This window comes from Streptomyces dysideae, assembly GCF_001514305.1.
In the GTDB taxonomy this organism is placed as follows: Bacteria; Actinomycetota; Actinomycetes; order Streptomycetales; family Streptomycetaceae; genus Streptomyces; species Streptomyces dysideae.
On sequence record NZ_KQ949081.1, the window covers coordinates 213,125 to 230,163 of the forward strand.

Genomic DNA, 17,039 nt, shown 5'->3' on the forward strand with positions numbered 1-17,039 from the left:
TCGTATGGGGCGGCGACCTCGATCCGGTCAAGCGGTCGCACTTCCACATCGCCGCGGGGCCGGACAGCGACACCCTCGCCCGCGTCGCCGAACGGCTCTCCCCTCTGCCCGGCGTCGGGCGGACCCGCGGAGCGGGGGCGGTCCGAGACCCGGCCCACCCCTCCCGGCGCGTCAAGGCACGCCGACTTGAACGCACCCAGAACAACTGACAAGCACGGGGGAAGATCACTCATGAGAAGTACACGGTGGAACATGAAGTACACGAAAGTGATCGCGGCCGTCACGGCCGCGGCGGCCGCACTGACGCTGGGCGTCTGCGTCTCTCCGGCGTCGGCCCATACGTCGGACGGCTGGGTGCGTGGGTACGGGGACTTCTCCGACGACTGGAACGACGAGGGGATCCTCTCCCGGACCTCGTACGCGAGCTCCAACGCCACCTGCCTGTGGCAGAAGATCCTATGGGCCGAGGGTGTGTCGTACGCGGGAACCAGCACGAGCGAGACCTTCACCAAGGACAAGATCGACGGGATATTCGGCACCAACACCGCCCGGGCGACCTGGTCGCTGCAGTCAGGCTGGCGCCTCGGAACGGACTCGACCGTCGGTGGAGCGACGTTCGGCAGGGCGGCCAGGAATCTCTCCTACGTGGGCGGCAGCACCGCCTCGGGCAAGGCACTGACCCTCCAGTACAACGGGGACGAGCACACCTTCAGCATCATCCGGAACCCGGACGGCAAGTACACCTTCCTCGACCGCCGGGGAGACTGGCGCCAGGCGGGCTACGGCTACCACAGCTGCGGCTGACACCTTTTGCGGACCCGGCATGCAGGGTCCGCCTGTCGCCGGAACATCCGCGTGACGTGAACGGAGCCCCCCGCACACCGCTGCTCGGCCGCTACGACCAGGTGGGCCACCTGCAGTACAACGGCCGCAGCACCACCCTGTTCCGGCCCGCTGGCCGTGCCCTGGCCAGCCAACTGGCCACACCGCAGGACGCGCAAGGCGCCGGTTACTGTTTCACCACAGCGGCGGTGACGGTCACGGCGAGGAGCGTGAGGGTCTGGCCGCTGTCGCACAAGGTCTTGGCTCTCGTCGCTGAGTTGAGGGAGAAGGGTGTTCATCTGGTCATTGGGAGAGCGATGACCATTGACACTCGCATAGGTGGTCCGACTACGGACATGGGGCTTCTGATGCTCGGTACGTTCGCTGAGATGGAACTCGTCTTCCAGCGTGAGCGCCGCGCCTCTGCGCGCGCCTCTCGTGAGGCCAACGGGAAGACGTGGGGACGTCCCAGGGAGATTGACCGTTCGGCCGTCCTGGCAGACCTGGAAGACGGCATGAGCGTCATGAAGGTTGCGGCCAAGCACGGTATCGGCCGTGCGACGGTCTTCCGCATCAAGGCGGAAGCCAAGGAGAGTTAAGCCCCTCACACTTCCCCCACCCTTTTGAGCCTCTGCCGACACAGGCAGGGGCTCAGTCTCGTTTTAAGGCGTGTTGGGTTGGAGAGACCCCCGGTAAGGTGTTTCGACGGCAGTTCAACAGCGTCCGGGTCCAGTCCGGGAGTGATCGAGGGAGCGTGTGCTTTGCCGACTGGCAAGGTCAAGTGGTTCAACAGCGAGAAGGGCTTCGGCTTTCTCTCCCGCGACGACGGCGGCGACGTCTTCGTCCATTCCTCGGTCCTCCCCGCCGGAGTCGATACGCTCAAGCCGGGACAGCGAGTGGAGTTCGGTGTCGTCGCCGGTCAGCGCGGTGACCAGGCCCTTTCGGTGACCGTTCTGGACCCGACCCCCTCGGTCGCGGCCGCGACCCGCAAGAAGCCGGACGAACTGGCCTCCATCGTCCAGGACTTGACGACCCTCCTCGAGAACATCACGCCGATGCTCGAGAAGGGCCGCTACCCCGACAAGGCGTCCGGCAAGCAGATCGCCGGCCTGCTGCGGGCGGTCGCCGACCAGCTCGACGTATAGATCTGACGTACAGATCTTCTGGAGTTTCAGGGGAAGTCCAGCGCGTCCGGGCCGAGGGGCGGCACCAGCCCCTCGGCCGCCGCGCGCGTCAGCAGCCCCCTGACCGCCGCGTAGCCGTCCACGCCCAGGTCGTGGGTGAACTCGTTGACGTACAGCCCGATGTGCTGGTCGGCGACGGCCGGGTCCATCTCCTGGGCGTGCTCCATGACGTAGGGGCGGGAGACCTCGGGGTCGTCCCAGGCGGCGCGTACGGACACCCGGATCGAGTCGGCCAGCAGCGTCAACGCCCCTGTCCCCAGCGACCGTTTGGCGATGATCGCGCCCAGCGGGATGGGCAGCCCGGTGGTGTCCTCCCAGTGCTCGCCCATGTCGGCGAGCTTGTGCAGGCCGTAGTTGCGGTACGTGAAGCGCGCCTCGTGGATGACGAGTCCCGCGTCGACCTTCCCGTCCCGCACGGCCGGCATGATCTCGTGGAACGGCAGTACGACGATCTCGCCGACCCCGTCCGGCAGCGTGTCCGCGGCCCACAGCCGGAACAGCAGATACGCCGTCGACTTCTCGCTCGGCACGGCGACCGTACGGCCCGTCAGGTCGACGCCCGACTCCCGCGTCAGCACCAGCGGCCCGCAGCCCCGGCCCAGCGCGCCGCCGCAGGGCAGCAGTGCGTACTCGTCGAGGACGTACGGCAGCACGGCGTACGACACCTTCAGCACGTCCGACTCACCGCGCTCGGCCATGCCGTTGGTGATGTCGATGTCCGCGAAGGTGACGTCGAGGGCGGGCGCGCCCGGGACCCGGCCGTGGGCGAGGGCGTCGAAGACGAAGGTGTCGTTCGGGCAGGGGGAGTACGCGATCTGCAGGGGCTGCTCACCGGTGGTCATGTGGGTTCCAACCCTTCAGTACGGGTGCGAGCTTCCCGAAAGCCTCCGTCAACGCGGCGAGGGCCTCGCCGATCCGCCAGGCGGCGCGGTCGCGCGGGCCGACGGGATTGGAGACGGCGCGCAGTTCCAGGACGGGCGTGCGGTGCGCGGCGGCCGCCTCGGCGACGCCGAAGCCCTCCATGGCCTCGGCGAGGGCCGTGGGGTGGAGTTCGCGGAGGGCGGTCGCGCGGGCGGCCGTGCCGGTCACCGTGGAGACCGTGAGGACGGCGCCGGGGCGTGCTCCGGTGGCCGCCGCCACCTCTCGTACGAGCACTTCGGGCGGACGGTGGGTGACGGTGCCGAAGCCCAGCTCGGTGACCGGCAGAAAGCCGTCGGCGGTCTCGGCGCCGAGGTCGGCGGCCGTGATCTCGTCGGCGACGACGAGGGACCCGACGGGGGCGTCGGGCGCGAAGCCGCCGGCGATGCCCGCGGAGACGACCAGATCGTACGGGGCGCCTTCGAGGGCAGCCCTGGTGAGGGCGGTGGCCGTGGTGGCGGCGGCGCGGGCGGGGCCCACACCGGCGGCGAGCACCTCGACCTCACGGCCGGACTCCGCGAACGCCCGCGCCACCGCGTCCCGTTCCGCCGGGACCGCGGTGGCTACGAGGATGCGCATGGCCGGGCGCGGATCAGGCGTCCGAGTTCTCGAGCTTGAAGTTCCACACGCCCTTGAACTCCGAGCTGGGGCCCGAGGCCGTCTTGTTCTGCTCGACGATGCTGATGTACAGCTGCTTCGGCGCGGCCTGGCCCTGCTGGTCGGCGAACAGGTCGACGCCCTGGAACGAGTAGTACGTCTTCTTGTAGACGTTGGTGACCTGCTGGCCGTTGATCCACAGCGCCCAGCCCGTGTCGGCGACCTCCGGGTCGACACCGATGCGCAGCGTCTCGCTCTGTGCGACCTTGATCGTGTCGGACGACTTCTTGAGGGCGCACTTGGCGGCCTCCTGCTGGCCAAGGTTGTCGCCGTCCTTGTAGCACTCGGCCTCGGAGCTGATCGAGCTCTTGCCCACCGTGACGGTGGCGCGCGGCGTCGGCTTGTCGCAGGCGGACAGGACGAGCAGTCCGGCGGAAACGGCGCCGGCAACAGCGACGGCGCGGCGGCGTCGCACAGCGCTGTGTACATCAGCGGCAATGCCGCGGGGCATCGTGGTCATGGCCGAAGGCTATCGGGCACGTCCAGTGCTCTCTCTACGTGGGGTACGGCGTGCCGTACCCGCGTGGGGCCCGGCGGGCGGTGCGTTACGCCACGTGCGGCCGGGCGGTGCCGCCCTGCCGGGCCGAGCGGATCAGACCCCGTACGGTCGTCAGCCAGCCCGTGGCGACGATCCCGGCGCCCACCAGCAGGCCCAGCGTGCCGTTCAGGGGCAGCGCGATGCCGACCGCGCCGCCGAGCACCCAGGCCATCTGCAGCAGCGTCTCGGACCGCGCGAACGCCGACGTACGCACCAGCTCGGGCACGTCCCGCTGGATCAGCGCGTCCAGCGACAGCTTGGCCAGCGCCTGCGCGAAGCCGGCGATCGCCGCGAGGAACGCCACCAGCACCGCGCCGAAGAAGATCGCCGCCGTGATCGCCGCCGCCAGCACGAACGCCACCACGGTCACGATGATGATCTCCGGCGCCCGTGACCGCAGCCACGCCCCGACCGCCGTACCGCACGCGTTGCCCGTACCGGCGCACACGGCCACGATGCCGAGCGAGACGGCGGCGCTCTGGCCGGACATCGGGTGCTCGCGCAGCAGGAACGCCAGGAAGAAGATCAGGAAGCCGGAGAGGCAGCGCAGGGCCGCGTTGGCGCCCAGGGCGTGGGTGACGGCGATGCCGACCGTGCGCAGACCGGGGCGCTTGACCGGTTTGAGGTGCGGGCCGTGCAGATGCTCCTCGTCGGCCGCCAGCAGCGCGGTGTCCTCGCCCTTGGCCGAGTCGACCTTCGGGGGGAGGGAGAACGACAGGAACGTACCCGCGATGAAGATCACGAACGCGCCGTAGAGCGGCCAGCGCGGCCCGAGAGCGTGCAGCCCCGCGCCGATCGGGGCGGCGACGCCGGTGGCGAGCAGGCCGCCGAGGGTGACCCGGGAATTGGCTTTCACGAGGGAGAAGCGGGGTGGCAGGAGCCGGGGCACCACGGCGCTTCTGACGACGCCGTACGCCTTCGACGCCACCAGCACGCCGAGCGCCGCCGGATACAGCTCGAACGTCCCTGCGACGACCGCACCGGACAGGATCAGCGCCAGCATCGCGCGGGCCAGCATCGCGCCCGCCATCGCCGCGCGGCGGCCGTGCGGGAGACGGTCCAGGAGCGGGCCGATCACCGGCGCCAGCAGCGTGAACGGCGCCATCGTGATCCCGAGGTACAGCGCGACCCGGCCGCGGGCCTCGTCGGTCGGGACGGAGAAGAAGACCGTGGAGGCGAGGGCGACGGTGATCATCACATCCCCCGCGCCGTTCACACCGTGCAGCTCGATCAGCTTGCCCAGGCCCGATTCGCCAGCCCCGTGCGCATGGGTCGCCTTGCGGATCCCCCGGGCCGTTCCGGTCACCGGGAAGTGCAGGGCACGGCCGAGCGCGCGAACGGGACCGCGCACCCGGCCCGTCCCATTGGCCCGGCTGCTCCCCTTGACCCCTTTGGACCCACCGATCCCGGGGGCACCATGGGGCGTCTTCTCGGCTGCCACGACGTCATAGTGCCCCGAGAAAGCGGTGCGTAGTGTGGTTACCGCGCGTATGGGCGCGCACTTTCCCGCCGACCGGCACGGGGCGGAGGCCGGTCAGTGACCGGTCAGTGACCGGTCCGTGACGGGTCCGTGCGGCACAAACGTCCCGTCGGTGTAGGCCGAGCGCCGGTGAACAGGTAGCGTGCGTATCTCAGCCATCCCGCAGAATGGATGACAGGTGCGCCCGAGCGTGGACGGGCGCGGACGTCGACGCGGCCCTCCGGTCCGCTCCGTCCGCCCCGTCGCACTGAGGCAGCCGCACCCGAGAGACGGCGTAGGAGAGAAGCGATACCTGTGAGCGCAGCGACCACGCGAAGCCGCACCCCCGACCGTCTGTGCGCCGAGGCGATCGACCTCGCCCGCACCGCAGCCGAGGAGGCAGCCGCGCCCGGCGTCGTCGGCGAGCACGCGGGGCTCACGACCGAGGGCGACCGGGTCGTCACGCACTTCTTCGAGTGCAAGGAACTCGGGTACCGGGGCTGGCGCTGGGCGGTGACGGTCGCCCGGGCGTCGCGCGCGAAGGTCGTGACGCTGGACGAGGTCGTCCTGCTGCCCGGCCCGGACGCGCTGCTCGCGCCGGAGTGGGTGCCGTGGAGTGAGCGGCTGCGTCCCGGCGACATGGGCCCCGGCGACCTGCTCCCCACGGACGCCGAGGACCTCCGGCTGGAGCCGGGCTACTCCGGCGAGGACGAGCCGGTGCCGAGCTCGCCGGTCTCGGAGGAGATGGCCGAACTGGTGGAGGCGGAGGACGCGGAGGTCACCGGGGGCACTCCCGCCCATCTCCCGGCCGTCCCCTCCCGCGGCTCGATCGCGGCGGTCGCCGAGGAACTGGGCATGCGTCGCGCCCGCGTCCTGTCCCGCTACGGCCTCCATGTCGCCGCGGACCGCTGGGAGGAGGCGCACGGCGCCAAGACCCCGATGGCCCAGGCAGCCCCCGCGTCCTGCGTGAGCTGCGGCTTCCTGGCCCCGATCGGCGGGTCCCTGGGTCAGGCCTTCGGCGTCTGCGCCAACGAGTTCTCCCCGGCCGACGGCCGGGTGGTGTCCTTGACCTACGGCTGCGGGGGGCACTCCGAGGCGGCGGTCATGCCCAAGCCGCCGCGGCCGGCTCCGCCGGTGATCGACGAGACGCGGGTGGATCCGTTCCCGCTGCGGCCGGCGGCGGATTCGGGGTCCGTGCCGGTCGTCTCCGACGAGGATGCGGCGGAGCTGGGGCACTCGTAGCGAGGTCGGCTCCGCCGGCGGTGGCTACTCGGCGTCGAAGATCTCTTCGGCGGTCGGGGCGGTGACGGCGCGTCGGTGCCGACGGCGCAGGATCTCATGGGCATGGGCATGGGCATGGGCATGGGCGCTGGTGATGGGGGGCGGCTGGGCGTCCGCCCAAGGCGCGGGGCTCGGCAGGCTCAGACCGGGCCCTGCGCCTGGGCCGGGGCTACTGGTCAGCGAAGACCTCGGTTGTGGATGCGGCCGTGATGGCCCGGTCGAACCAGCGGCCCAGGATGTCCAGGTCGTCACAGGACGTGATGCGCTCGCGGTCGGCGTGCGAGATGTCGATGCCGCGACGGTCCAGGAGCCGCAGGATGTCCTCGGCCCGGCCCTCGGCCCGGCCTTCGTCCCGGCCTTCGTCCCGGATCTCTTCCGCGATGTACGACTTGTAGAAGGAGAGGTCCACGGCCACCAGGTTCCTCCAGATTTCCGCGGCCGGGCGCTTGCCCAGGCCTTGTGAGATGAGTTCGATGATCGGGTCGGCGATGGCCTGCGGTGTGTCCCGCAGCACGGTCGTGACAGCTTTCAGTATGGCCCCGACGTCCGGATTTTTGGCGTGGGTGATCGCGGAGAGTGTGGCGAGCGCCAGGTCCTTGCGGACCTCGGCCGGGTCGGTGATCACCGGCATGTTGTGCGGTCCCGCGACGAGCGGGCGCAGGGTGAGCAGGGGCCATCGGCGAGGGCCGAAGTCGACCGGGCGGGCGGCCCATTCCGCGGTGGCGCGGTCCTGGCAGACGACCAGCAGCATCGGTTGCAGCCGGTACTTCGTGAGCAGGTACGAGGCGTAGTACGCCCAGCTGGCGTGCTTGTTCGGGTCCTTCTTGCCCTGGGCCTCGACCGCGAGGAGTAACGGCTCGTCGTCCTTCCTCTCCCACCGCAGGAGCGTGTCCACACGGCGTTCGACGGGGCTGGTCTCGGTGAGGTCGTTGGGCAGGACGGTGACCGAGGTGGGCGGGGCGAGGTCGACGCCCAGCGTCTCGGAGATCCGGGAGAAGAGTCCCGGGTGGTCCTGGAAGATGCGGTGCATCGCCTCGTGGGACGAGCTGACCATGGTGTGGGTTCGGGCCTTTCTTCGGTGTGTTGCGCTTGGGCTGCCGTTCAGGCGGCCGGTACGGGATCGGGCATACGGCAGTCGCGGCAGCGGCCGGGTGCGGGTGCGCGGAACGGGCGGTCGCAGCCGTCGCAGGTCTGGAACGGGTGGCGGACGGCCGGCAGTGGGGCGGCCGGGGCGCGGAACGGGGGCGGGGGTGGCAGCTGGGCGGTGAGGCGGTGGGCCAGGAGGGCTGCGGGCCGTCGTAGGCGCTCGGGTGGGAGGTCGCTGGTCAGGGCGTGGCGTACGGCGGTGGGGCTGACGTCGCGCTCCAGCCAGGCGGCGACTCCGGGGGCGAGGTGGGCCGTGTCGCAGGCGGAGAGGAGGAGGTGGGGGTCGTGGCGGCGGAGGTCGGCGAGGAGGCCGGTGGCCGTCTGGAGGAGGGTGGGGGCCGGGTAGGCGGGTTGCGGTACGGCGGGGAGGGGCTTGCGGGGTGACGGGGTTCGCTTTCTCCGGGGCGCGTGTGGCGGTCGTACGGGGCCGTTGTCGTCGGCTTGGTGGCGGCCGGGCTGGTTGCAGGAGATCGTGCGGGTGATGATGCGGCCACTGGGGATGCGTTCGCGTTGTCGGCGCAGGTAGCCGTGGGTCTCCAGCTCGCGCAGGGCGGCGGCGATACGGGTCGTGCCCTCGGGGAAGCGGGCGGCGAGGGTCTTGATGTCGACGCGGGCGCCTGCGGGGAGGGACTGGATGTACACGCCCAGCCCGATCGCGAGGCCCGACAGCTCCGGGTGCTGGGCGAGGTGGTTGCCGATCACCGTGAAGCGGGTGGTGTGGCGGGTGTTGTCGTGGACCAAGCCGCCGCCGGAGTGAGCGTGCCGCCGGTTCGGGTGTTTGTTGGCGGCAAGGCGGGACTGGGCGTGCGGGGGCGCGCTAGGGTTCTGCGTATCCATCGGGAAGGGCTTTCTTCCTTGGTGGTCAGGCCCTCGCACTGGGATTGCCGTCCCGGCGGGGGCCGTCGTATGTCTGCGGTTGTGTTGCGGCGAGCGTAAGGCAGACAACCTGCCCCGAATCCAGCCGAGTTGGTGATGTTCACCCGCTTGGGTGAGTTTGCGCTGCGGGTGGGAGGGAGGGGTGGGGTTTGGTCGGGTTCTTTCCCTCTCGTGTTTCTTGGGGGAGATCGCTCGTGCCACCGGAGCATGGATTTCTGAGGATCGGTGAGAGGGCGATTTCGGCCCACACGGTCTTGCGCGGGGCGGGTCCTTCGGCGACTCCCCAGCGGTCGGCGAACGCGTCCACGAGGAGCAGGCCGCGGCCCGACTCCGCCTCAGGGACGGGGTGTTGGGGGTACGGCAGGAGGTCACCGCAGGTGTCCGTGACCTCGATGCGGAGGGTGTCGCCGACGACGTGGAGGAGCAGCAGGAAGTCCCGGCCGGGGATGCGGCCGTGTGTGACGGCGTTGGCCGCCAGTTCGGCCACGATGTGCGCCGCCGGGTCCAACGGCAGGCCCCAGCTGCGGAGTTGCTCGGTGGCCAGGAGGCGGGCGAGGCGGGCGCCGCGTGGGGTGGGGGACAGTTGCACGCTGAAGTTGTGGATGGGGTTGTGGAGTTGGGCGTCGGGGAGGGCGGTTCCTTGATTCACGTCACTCAGCGTGGCCCTGCGTGCCTACTGTGAACAGTGACTCAGCGGGTGCGTACGGTGACTGTCCGGAGCTTGTCCGGTCGTGTCCGGGCTGTCGGGACGGGCGTACGGGTAGGGCGCTGCTGCACTGCGGCGGTACGACGGAGGGGTAGGGCATGACGACGGTCGATGGCGACGGCGTGCGGCTCAAGACCGAGGCGGATGAGCCGGGTTGGGAGGTCGATCCGGACGACGAGTGGGGGGTCGCGGTCATCGCGACCGTCGGGCGGCAGCTGAAGCTGCGGCGGGAGGCGGTGGGGATGCGGGCCGCCGAGTTCGGGGACGCTGTCGGGTACGGCGAGGACATGGTCTACAAGATCGAGGGCGGGAAGAGGATCCCTCGGCAGGAGTATCTGGACAGGGCCGACGAGGTGTTGGGGGCCGGTGGGCTGATCTCGGCGACGTGGGAGGACGTGAAGAAGGTCCGGTACCCGAAGAAGGTGCGGGAGCTGGGCAAGCTGGAGACCCAGGCGATCGAGATCGGCGTGTACGAGTGCAACATCATCGCCGGGCTGTTGCAGACGCCGGAGCATGCTCGTGCCGTGATCGGGGCGGCGCAGCCGCCGTACTCGCCCGACGACGTAGAACGCATGGTGGCCGCCCGCCTGGCCCGGCAGTCGGTCTTCGAACGGGACCCGGCTCCTTCGATCCACTTCGTCCTGGAAGAGGCGGCGCTACGGCGTCCCATCGGAGGCACAATGGTGTGGCGGCGGCAGCTCGAACACCTGCTTGAGGTCGGGCGGTTGCACAACGTCGTACTTCAAGTGATGCCGTTGAGCTGCGAGGTCCACTCCGGTCTGGACGGAAGGATCGAGATGCTGAAGTTCCCGGACGGCACGGCGGTGGGGCGCTCCGACGGGGCGTTCAACGGCCGCCCTACCTCAGACCCGAAGCAACTGCGCATCCTTGAGCTGCGGTATGGCACCATCCGGGCGCAGGCTCTCTCCCCAAGGGAGTCGCTGGCCCTCATCGAGCAACTGCTGGGAGAGACATGATCCGCAAGACCGCCGCCGGGGATGCTTCCGAACTGGCGTGGTTCAAGAGCAGCTACAGCGGCGGCAACGATGGCGAGTCCTGCGTCGAGATCGCGGTAGCGCCCCGCACCATCCACGTCCGCGACTCCAAGTACCGCGACACCAGCCCCCGTTTCACCATCACGCCGGGAGCCTGGACGGAGTTCCTGGCGTACGCCTCCGAGCGCTGATCTTCTGCCAGAAGGCGATGAGCGCGCGGGCCGTCTCGGCGGGGCGCTCCACGTTGGGGGAGTGGTCGGCGCCTTCGATGATCGTTCGGTCGGCGGCGAGGCGGGTGGCCATGGTGTTCTGCCAGGGGACGGGCCAGGCGTAGTCGTCGCTCCCGGAGAGGACCAGTTTGGGGAGCGGCACTGCGGCCAGTTCGGCGACCCGGTCCGGTTCCGTGACGAGTTGGCGGCCGGTCGTGGTCAGCTGCTCAGGAACGGTGTTCAGCCACCGGCGGTGGAGGAAGTCCGCGACCTCGGCGGGGAGTTCGTGCTGTGCGTACGCCTCCTCGTCCGCCGGGCCGGGGCTCTCGTGCTGGCCGCGTCCGTCGACCGCCACAGCGCGGAAGCCCGCCTCGCTCAGCGGCTGGAGCAGCGGCAGGAAGTCCTCCTTGCTGCCTATGGTCAGGACGTAGGCGGTCGCGTCGGGGTCGTCCGCCGCGCGGGCCCAGTACAGGGCGCGGTCGAAGTGGCGGCGAGCGGCAGCGTGCCGTCCGGTGTCGAGCGCGGCCCATCCGGCCAGACGGGCCAGTTCGGCGCAGACCGCGCACAGCTCGCGTTCGCGGCTCGCGGTGAGCGGCCGGCCGAACAGCGGGAGGGCCCACTGGTCGAGCAGGTGGGCCGCCGCCTGCGCCTGGGCGCTGCCGCCGCCGTGGCGCGAGTCGCCGTGCCGGACCACCGCGACGGCGCGGTGCAGGGCCGCGATCTCCTCCCGGCCGACCGGCGGCGGTTCTCCCTGCCGCAGGGGCGGCTGTTCGGGGGCAGGACGGCGGCGAGGGCGCCGCCGCCCGCCATGGACACGAGTATGCGACGGTTCAGACGGTTCATGGGAGCGACCTCCAGGTGTCGGCCGTCGGGCGCACGGGGGGTACCTTCGTCCTCACGCCGATGATGGAGAGTGTGAACGTGAGCAAGTTCGTGCGGCCCGCTGCTGAAGGTGCCGACCCCTTCGGCACGGCCCGTCTGCGGCGCGGCGTCATCGACGCCTGGGCGACCAGCCCCGCCCGTTTCCGCGAGGACGCCAACGCCGAGGAAGATCTCGTCCTCGGGGGATATCGGGACCGGCTCGTCGTCGAGCTTGCTCAGAACGCCGCCGACGCTGCCGCCAGGGCTGGGGTGCCCGGAAGGCTTCGGCTCACCCTCCGCGACGGCGTCCTCGTCGCCGCCAACACCGGCGCCCCCCTCGACGCGGCCGGCGTCGAGTCGCTGTCCACCCTGCGGGCCTCCGCCAAGCGCGACACCCACGACAGCGCGGTCGGCCGCTTCGGCGTCGGGTTCGCCGCCGTCCTCTCCGTCACCGACGAGCCCGCCGTCGTCGGCCGGCACGGCGGTGTCCGCTGGTCCCTCGCCGAGGCCCGCGAGCTGGCCTCCGACACCGCCCGGCACAGCCCCGGCCTCGGTGACGAGATCCGCCGGCGTGACGGGCACGTGCCGCTGCTCCGGCTGCCGTTCGCCGCCGAGGGCACCGCCCCCGACCCGTACGACACGGCCGTCATCCTCCCCCTGCGCGACGCCGCCGCCGCCGATCTCGCCGAACGCCTGCTGCACGCCGTCGACGACGCCCTGCTCCTCGCCCTGCCCGGGCTCGAGGAGGTCGTGATCGAGACCGGTTCCGTCCGTACTCTGCGCCGTTCCACGGACGGCGACCTCACCGTCGTTGAGGACTCGCGGGACGGCGCCACCCGCTGGCGTACCGTCTCCGCGGCCGGCCCCCTCACGCCCGACCTCCTCGCCGACCGCCCCGTGGAGGAGCGGCTGCGCCCCCACTGGTCGGTGACATGGGCTGTCCCCGCCGACTCCGACGGCACCCCGGCCCACCCCCGCACCGCGCCCGTCGTGCACGCGCCCACCCCGAGCGACGAGGCCCTCGGCGTCCCCGCCCTCCTCATCGCCTCCTTCCCCCTCGACACCACCCGCCGGCACGCCGCCCCCGGCCCGCTCACCGACTACCTCGTCGAGCGCGCGGCCGACGCCTACGCCGAACTCCTCGCCGGCTGGCGCCCGGTGACCGCCGGCATCATCGGCCTCGTCCCCGGCCCGCTGGGCAAGGGCGAGCTGGACGGGTCCCTGCGTCAGGCGATCCTCGCCCGGCTGCCCCGGACTGCGTTTCTCCCGCCCGCCCACCCGGCCTTCCTGCCCCCCGCCGTCGAGCCCCAGGGCGACGAACACGACGAACACGACGACCTTCCCGAGTCCCTGCGCCCCCGGGACGCCGAGATCGTCGAGGGCGCGGGTGCCGACACCGTCCGGGTCCTCGCCGAGGTGCTGCCCACGCTGCTGCCCGCCGGGCTCGAACGCCGGGTGGAACTCCGTACGCTGGGCGTCGCCCGCGTCCCGCTCACCGACGCCGTCGACCGGCTCGCCGGGCTGGAGAAGGCGCCGGACTGGTGGCGTCGGCTCTACGACAGCCTCGCCGGGGTCGATCCGGACCGGCTCTCCGGGCTGCCCGTCCCGCTCGCCGACGGGCGTACGACCATCGGGCCCCGCCAGGTCCTCCTGCCCACCCCGGACGACGGCGCCCGTATCGACGCGGAGGTGCTCGCCCGGCTCGGCCTCAAGGTCGCCCACCCGGACGCCACGCACCCCCTCCTGGAGAAGCTCGGCGCCCTCCCGGCCACCCCGCGCGCCGTCCTCACCACCCCGCAGGTACGGGCCGCCGTCGCCGCGTCCCTCGACGACGAGGGCGGCGTGAGCTGGGAGGAGGACGCTCCCGACGCCGAGGAGCTGGCGGACGCCGTCCTCGCCCTCGTACGCGGGGCGGGCCTCGAACCCGGTGACGAGCCCTGGCTCGGCGCCCTCGCGCTGCCCGACGAGGAGGGAGAGCTGGTCCCGGCGGGCGAGCTGGTCCTCCCCGGTAGCCCCTTCGCCCAGGTCATGCGGGAGGACGAACTCGCCTTCGTCGACGCCGACCTGGCCGAGAAGTGGGGCGAGCAGCCGCTGGCGGCCTGTGGCGTCCTGGCCAACTTCGCTCTCGTCCGCGCCACCGACGTGGTCCTCGACCCCGACGAACTGGAGCCCCGCGAGGGCGACTTCGCCGAACCCGACGACGCCGGGCTGCTCGACGCCGTGGACGTGTGGTGCGAGGACATCCTCGACCGCTTCCCGGACACGCCCGTACCGCCGGTCGCCACCGAGCTGGTCGCCGTACGCGACCTGGACCTGGTGGACGAGGACAAGTGGCCGCAGGCGCTCGCCCTGCTGTCCGTGCCGCCCTTGCGGGACGCGCTCGTCCAGCCGGTGCGGATCCTGCTGCCCGACGGCACGCACGAGGTCGTACGGCCCTACACGGCCTGGTGGCTGCGCGGAAACCCGGTCCTCGACGGCCGCCGCCCCGCCGGTCTCCTCGCCTCCGGCGGTGACCCGCTCCTGCGCGGCCTCTATGAGGAGGCCGACGCGACCGGCTTCGACGACGAGCAGGTCCTGCGGGCGCTGGGCGTACGGACGTCCGTGGCCGCGCTGCTCGACGAGCCGGGCGGCGCCGCCGAACTGCTGGACCGCCTCGCCGACCCCGACCGCGATGTCACGTCCGCCCAACTGCACGCCCTGTACGGGGCGTTGGCCGACCTGGACCCCGAGCAGGTGACCCTGCCGGACGAGCTGCGGGCGGTCGTCGACGGGCGCGTCGAGGTCGTGGACGCGGCCGACGCGGTGGTCGTCGACTCGCCTGACCTGCTGCCCTTCACCGACGGCGTCCCCCTGCTGCCGGTCCGCCCGGCACGGGCCGCCGAGCTGGCCGAACTGTTCCAGGTGCGGCGGCTGAGCGAGTCCGTCACGGGGTCGGTGGACTCCGAGGGCGCCGAACACGACGTACCCGAGCCGGTCCGGGTCCTGCTCGGCCCCCGCACCCCGTCGTCGTACGTCGAACACGACGAGCTCGTCGTCGACGGCGTGGAGATCGACTGGCGGGCCACGAACGACGGCGTCCTGCACGCCTCGACCCTGGAAGGTGTCGCCGCGGGACTGGCGTGGGCGGCGGGGCAGTGGCCGCGGCGTTTCGAGGTGGCGGCCCTGCTGGAGGACCCGTCGCGGACGGCGGAACTGGCGCGGGACCGCTGGTTCGACTGAGTCCGGACTGCCCGGTCCCGGACTTGTGTCGGGGCCGGGCGCAATTTTTTCACCAGCCGTACAACCGTTCCCCCTTGTCGTGAATCTGATCACCTGAGTCAGCAGACTCCTAGATCACTTCTCCCCCAGGGGAACGCATGCGCATTCGAGCCACTGTGGCCGCCGTCTCCGGCGCCCTGGCCCTTTCCGCCCTCGTCGTGCCGGCCGCGCAGGCCACCGACGGTCCCTCGTACAGCAAGGACGACGTCCTCGCGGCCGTGGAAGCCGCCCGGGACGCGGCTTCGGGCGACACCGCCCGCAGCACCTTCGCCACCCAGGACACGGGCACCCCGTACGCGCTGGACCTCTCCTTCTCCAACGTGAAGGTCAACAGCGGCAAGCCGATCGTCGCCGGCATCAGCAACCAGGTCACCGTCCCGGTCACCTACACCGTCACGCACGCCGCGGACATCGACCTCAACGCCCCCGACTTCGTGCTGGACGTCGAGATCTACCGCGGCACCTACGACGCGCCGGTCAACATCCTCTACGGCGACGACTGGCCGGTCTGCGCCGACACCTCGGCGACCACCGCCACCTGCAAGGGCACCATCGACGTCTACCCGGCCTTCGAGCTGACCAACGCCGACGCCACCACCTGGAAGGCGATCGGCTACGCGATCGACTTCAACGACGAGGACCTGGACGACGACGTCAACTGGGACAACATCGGTTACGTCGACCAGGACGCGCTGGCCACCACCAAGCTGCAGCGCTACTCCAAGCTGACGGTCAACGCCTCCCCGGAGCCGGTGAAGAAGGGCCGGACCATCACGGTCACCGGCAAGCTCACCCGCGCCAACTGGGAGACGCACAGCTACAAGGGCTACACGAACCAGTCGGTGAAGCTGCAGTTCCGCAAGAAGGGCACCACCACCTACACCACGCTGAAGACCATCAAGACGAACTCGACGGGCAACCTGAGCACCACCGTCACCGCGTCGACCGACGGCTACTTCCGCTACTACTTCACGGGCACCTCCACGACCCCGGCGGTCAAGGCCGCGGGTGACTTCGTCGACGTGCAGTAAGTGACACGTTCGTAGGCGGGCATCGCCGCGAACTCTCCGGTGTTATCGGGGAGTTCGTGGCGAAGCTCACGAAAAACCCACGTCCGACACACAACCAACCCCACCCGACGCGCATCTGATCACGTGAGTCAACAGACTCCTCGATCACGTCTCCACCAGGGGAACGCATGCGCATTCGAGCCACTGTGGCCGCCGTCTCCGGCGCCCTGGCCCTCTCCGCCTTCGCCGTACCGGCCGCGCAGGCCGACGACTCCGCCTCCTGGGCGGACGCCGCGAAGCTCCACCAGGCCGCGCACACGGCTTCCGGCAAGACCGCGCTCAGCTCCCGCGCGGACGCCGAGGGTGAGCCGTACGCCCTGAACGCCACCTTCTCCAACTTCAAGATCGCCAAGGCGGTCAAGGTCGGCACGACCAACAAGGTCTCCACCACGGTGACGTACACGCTGACCCACGGCGCGGACGTCGACATCAAGGCCGCGGACTTCGACACCGGCCCCTACCTCTACAAGGGTGCCTACGACGCGCCGGACAACATGCTCTTCGGCGACCTCCCGGCGAAGTGCACGGCGACCACGGCGACCACGGCCACCTGCACCGGCAAGATCGACGTCTACCCGGCCAACGACGAGCTCCTCAACTCGGACGCGGGCACCTGGAAGGGCGCGGCGCTGGCCATCGCGTACAACGGCCAGGACCCGGCGGGCGAGGACTTCGACATCACGAAGGTCGGATACGCCGACCAGGGCTCCCTCGGCAGCACGCTGATCCAGCGCTACTCCAAGCTGACGGTCAACGCCTCGCCGGAGCCGGTGAAGAAGGGCAAGACCATCACGGTCACCGGCAAGCTCTCGCGGGCCAACTGGGAGGACAACAAGTACCACGGCTACACCAACCAGCCGGTGAAGCTGCAGTTCCGCAAGAAGGGCAGCAACACCTACACCACGGTGAAGACGATCAAGTCGAACTCGACCGGCAACCTGAAGACGACGGTCACCGCGTCGACGGACGGCTACTTCCGCTACAGCTTCGCGGGCACCTCGACGACCCCGGCGGTCAAGGCCGCGGGCGATTTCGTCGACGTGCAGTAACCCTTGGGCA

General features: G+C 70.9%; 17 protein-coding genes and 1 pseudogene. 10 read left to right on the forward strand and 8 right to left on the reverse strand.

Going from position 1 to position 17,039, the window contains the following annotated elements:
• From AQJ91_RS14480 to AQJ91_RS57770, 4 genes and pseudogenes are all read left to right on the forward strand, one after another.
• Positions 1-209: pseudogene (locus AQJ91_RS14480) on the forward strand (hypothetical protein); the annotation flags it as partial.
• A 43-nt stretch (positions 210-252) separates the two neighbouring features.
• Positions 253-804 (forward strand): peptidoglycan-binding domain-containing protein, encoded by a 552-nt coding sequence (locus AQJ91_RS14485; RefSeq protein ID WP_067020787.1) that lies wholly within the window; start codon positions 253-255, stop codon positions 802-804.
• Between the two features lie 56 nt (positions 805-860).
• On the forward strand, positions 861-1,421 hold the full coding sequence (locus tag AQJ91_RS14490) for a helix-turn-helix domain-containing protein (protein WP_067020792.1): 561 nt from the start codon (positions 861-863) through the stop codon (positions 1,419-1,421).
• Positions 1,422-1,583: 162 nt separating this feature from the next.
• Positions 1,584-1,967 (forward strand): cold-shock protein, encoded by a 384-nt coding sequence (locus AQJ91_RS57770; RefSeq protein ID WP_067020799.1) that lies wholly within the window; start codon positions 1,584-1,586, stop codon positions 1,965-1,967.
• Between the two features lie 26 nt (positions 1,968-1,993).
• Here the strand turns inward: AQJ91_RS57770 and AQJ91_RS14500 are convergent, their stop codons facing one another.
• The 4 genes from AQJ91_RS14500 to AQJ91_RS14515 form a co-directional block, all read right to left on the reverse strand.
• Complete coding sequence (locus tag AQJ91_RS14500; protein ID WP_067020802.1) at positions 1,994-2,848, reverse strand: 1,4-dihydroxy-6-naphtoate synthase; 855 nt, start codon at positions 2,846-2,848, stop codon at positions 1,994-1,996.
• Positions 2,835-3,503 carry a futalosine hydrolase gene (locus tag AQJ91_RS14505; protein WP_067020805.1) on the reverse strand — a complete coding sequence of 223 codons (669 nt, stop codon included), beginning with the start codon at positions 3,501-3,503 and terminating at the stop codon, positions 2,835-2,837. Before AQJ91_RS14505 ends, AQJ91_RS14500 begins: the two co-directional genes overlap by 14 nt.
• Positions 3,504-3,516: 13 nt before the next feature.
• Positions 3,517-4,041: a hypothetical protein gene (locus AQJ91_RS14510; protein ID WP_234382250.1), complete on the reverse strand. Its 525-nt coding sequence runs from the start codon at positions 4,039-4,041 to the stop codon at positions 3,517-3,519.
• Positions 4,042-4,126: 85 nt separating this feature from the next.
• On the reverse strand, positions 4,127-5,314 hold the full coding sequence (locus AQJ91_RS14515) for an MFS transporter (RefSeq protein ID WP_407696857.1): 1,188 nt from the start codon (positions 5,312-5,314) through the stop codon (positions 4,127-4,129).
• A gap of 579 nt (positions 5,315-5,893) precedes the next feature.
• Between AQJ91_RS14515 and AQJ91_RS14520 the strand changes: the two genes are divergently transcribed.
• Positions 5,894-6,820, forward strand: coding sequence for a DUF3027 domain-containing protein (locus AQJ91_RS14520; RefSeq protein ID WP_067020811.1), 927 nt, complete (start codon positions 5,894-5,896; stop codon positions 6,818-6,820).
• 208 nt (positions 6,821-7,028) lie between these two features.
• Here the strand turns inward: AQJ91_RS14520 and AQJ91_RS14525 are convergent, their stop codons facing one another.
• From AQJ91_RS14525 to AQJ91_RS14535, 3 genes are all read right to left on the reverse strand, one after another.
• Entirely contained in the window at positions 7,029-7,913 is an 885-nt protein-coding gene (locus tag AQJ91_RS14525; protein WP_067020814.1) for an RpnC/YadD family protein, read from the reverse strand.
• A gap of 47 nt (positions 7,914-7,960) precedes the next feature.
• Positions 7,961-8,842 carry a helix-turn-helix domain-containing protein gene (locus AQJ91_RS14530; RefSeq protein ID WP_067020817.1) on the reverse strand — a complete coding sequence of 294 codons (882 nt, stop codon included), beginning with the start codon at positions 8,840-8,842 and terminating at the stop codon, positions 7,961-7,963.
• A gap of 139 nt (positions 8,843-8,981) precedes the next feature.
• Positions 8,982-9,530, reverse strand: coding sequence for an ATP-binding protein (locus AQJ91_RS14535; RefSeq protein ID WP_067020822.1), 549 nt, complete (start codon positions 9,528-9,530; stop codon positions 8,982-8,984).
• Between the two features lie 155 nt (positions 9,531-9,685).
• Here AQJ91_RS14535 and AQJ91_RS14540 point away from each other — a divergent pair, with 155 nt between their 5' ends.
• Positions 9,686-10,564 carry a helix-turn-helix domain-containing protein gene (locus AQJ91_RS14540; RefSeq protein ID WP_067020829.1) on the forward strand — a complete coding sequence of 293 codons (879 nt, stop codon included), beginning with the start codon at positions 9,686-9,688 and terminating at the stop codon, positions 10,562-10,564.
• A complete protein-coding gene (locus AQJ91_RS14545; RefSeq protein ID WP_067020832.1) occupies positions 10,561-10,773 on the forward strand; it encodes a DUF397 domain-containing protein in 213 nt (70 codons plus the stop codon). Before AQJ91_RS14540 ends, AQJ91_RS14545 begins: the two co-directional genes overlap by 4 nt.
• Here AQJ91_RS14545 and AQJ91_RS14550 read toward each other — a convergent pair.
• Positions 10,724-11,485, reverse strand: coding sequence for an alpha/beta fold hydrolase (locus tag AQJ91_RS14550; RefSeq protein WP_407696852.1), 762 nt, complete (start codon positions 11,483-11,485; stop codon positions 10,724-10,726). The genes AQJ91_RS14545 and AQJ91_RS14550 overlap by 50 nt on opposite strands.
• A gap of 227 nt (positions 11,486-11,712) precedes the next feature.
• Between AQJ91_RS14550 and AQJ91_RS14555 the strand changes: the two genes are divergently transcribed.
• The 3 genes from AQJ91_RS14555 to AQJ91_RS14565 all read left to right on the forward strand — a co-directional run bounded on the left by AQJ91_RS14555 (position 11,713) and on the right by AQJ91_RS14565 (position 17,029).
• On the forward strand, positions 11,713-14,871 hold the full coding sequence (locus AQJ91_RS14555) for a sacsin N-terminal ATP-binding-like domain-containing protein (protein WP_067021111.1): 3,159 nt from the start codon (positions 11,713-11,715) through the stop codon (positions 14,869-14,871).
• A 137-nt stretch (positions 14,872-15,008) separates the two neighbouring features.
• Positions 15,009-15,941: a hypothetical protein gene (locus AQJ91_RS14560; RefSeq protein WP_067020836.1), complete on the forward strand. Its 933-nt coding sequence runs from the start codon at positions 15,009-15,011 to the stop codon at positions 15,939-15,941.
• Positions 15,942-16,108: 167 nt separating this feature from the next.
• A complete protein-coding gene (locus tag AQJ91_RS14565) occupies positions 16,109-17,029 on the forward strand; it encodes a hypothetical protein (protein ID WP_067020839.1) in 921 nt (306 codons plus the stop codon).
• Positions 17,030-17,039 lie beyond the last annotated feature (10 nt).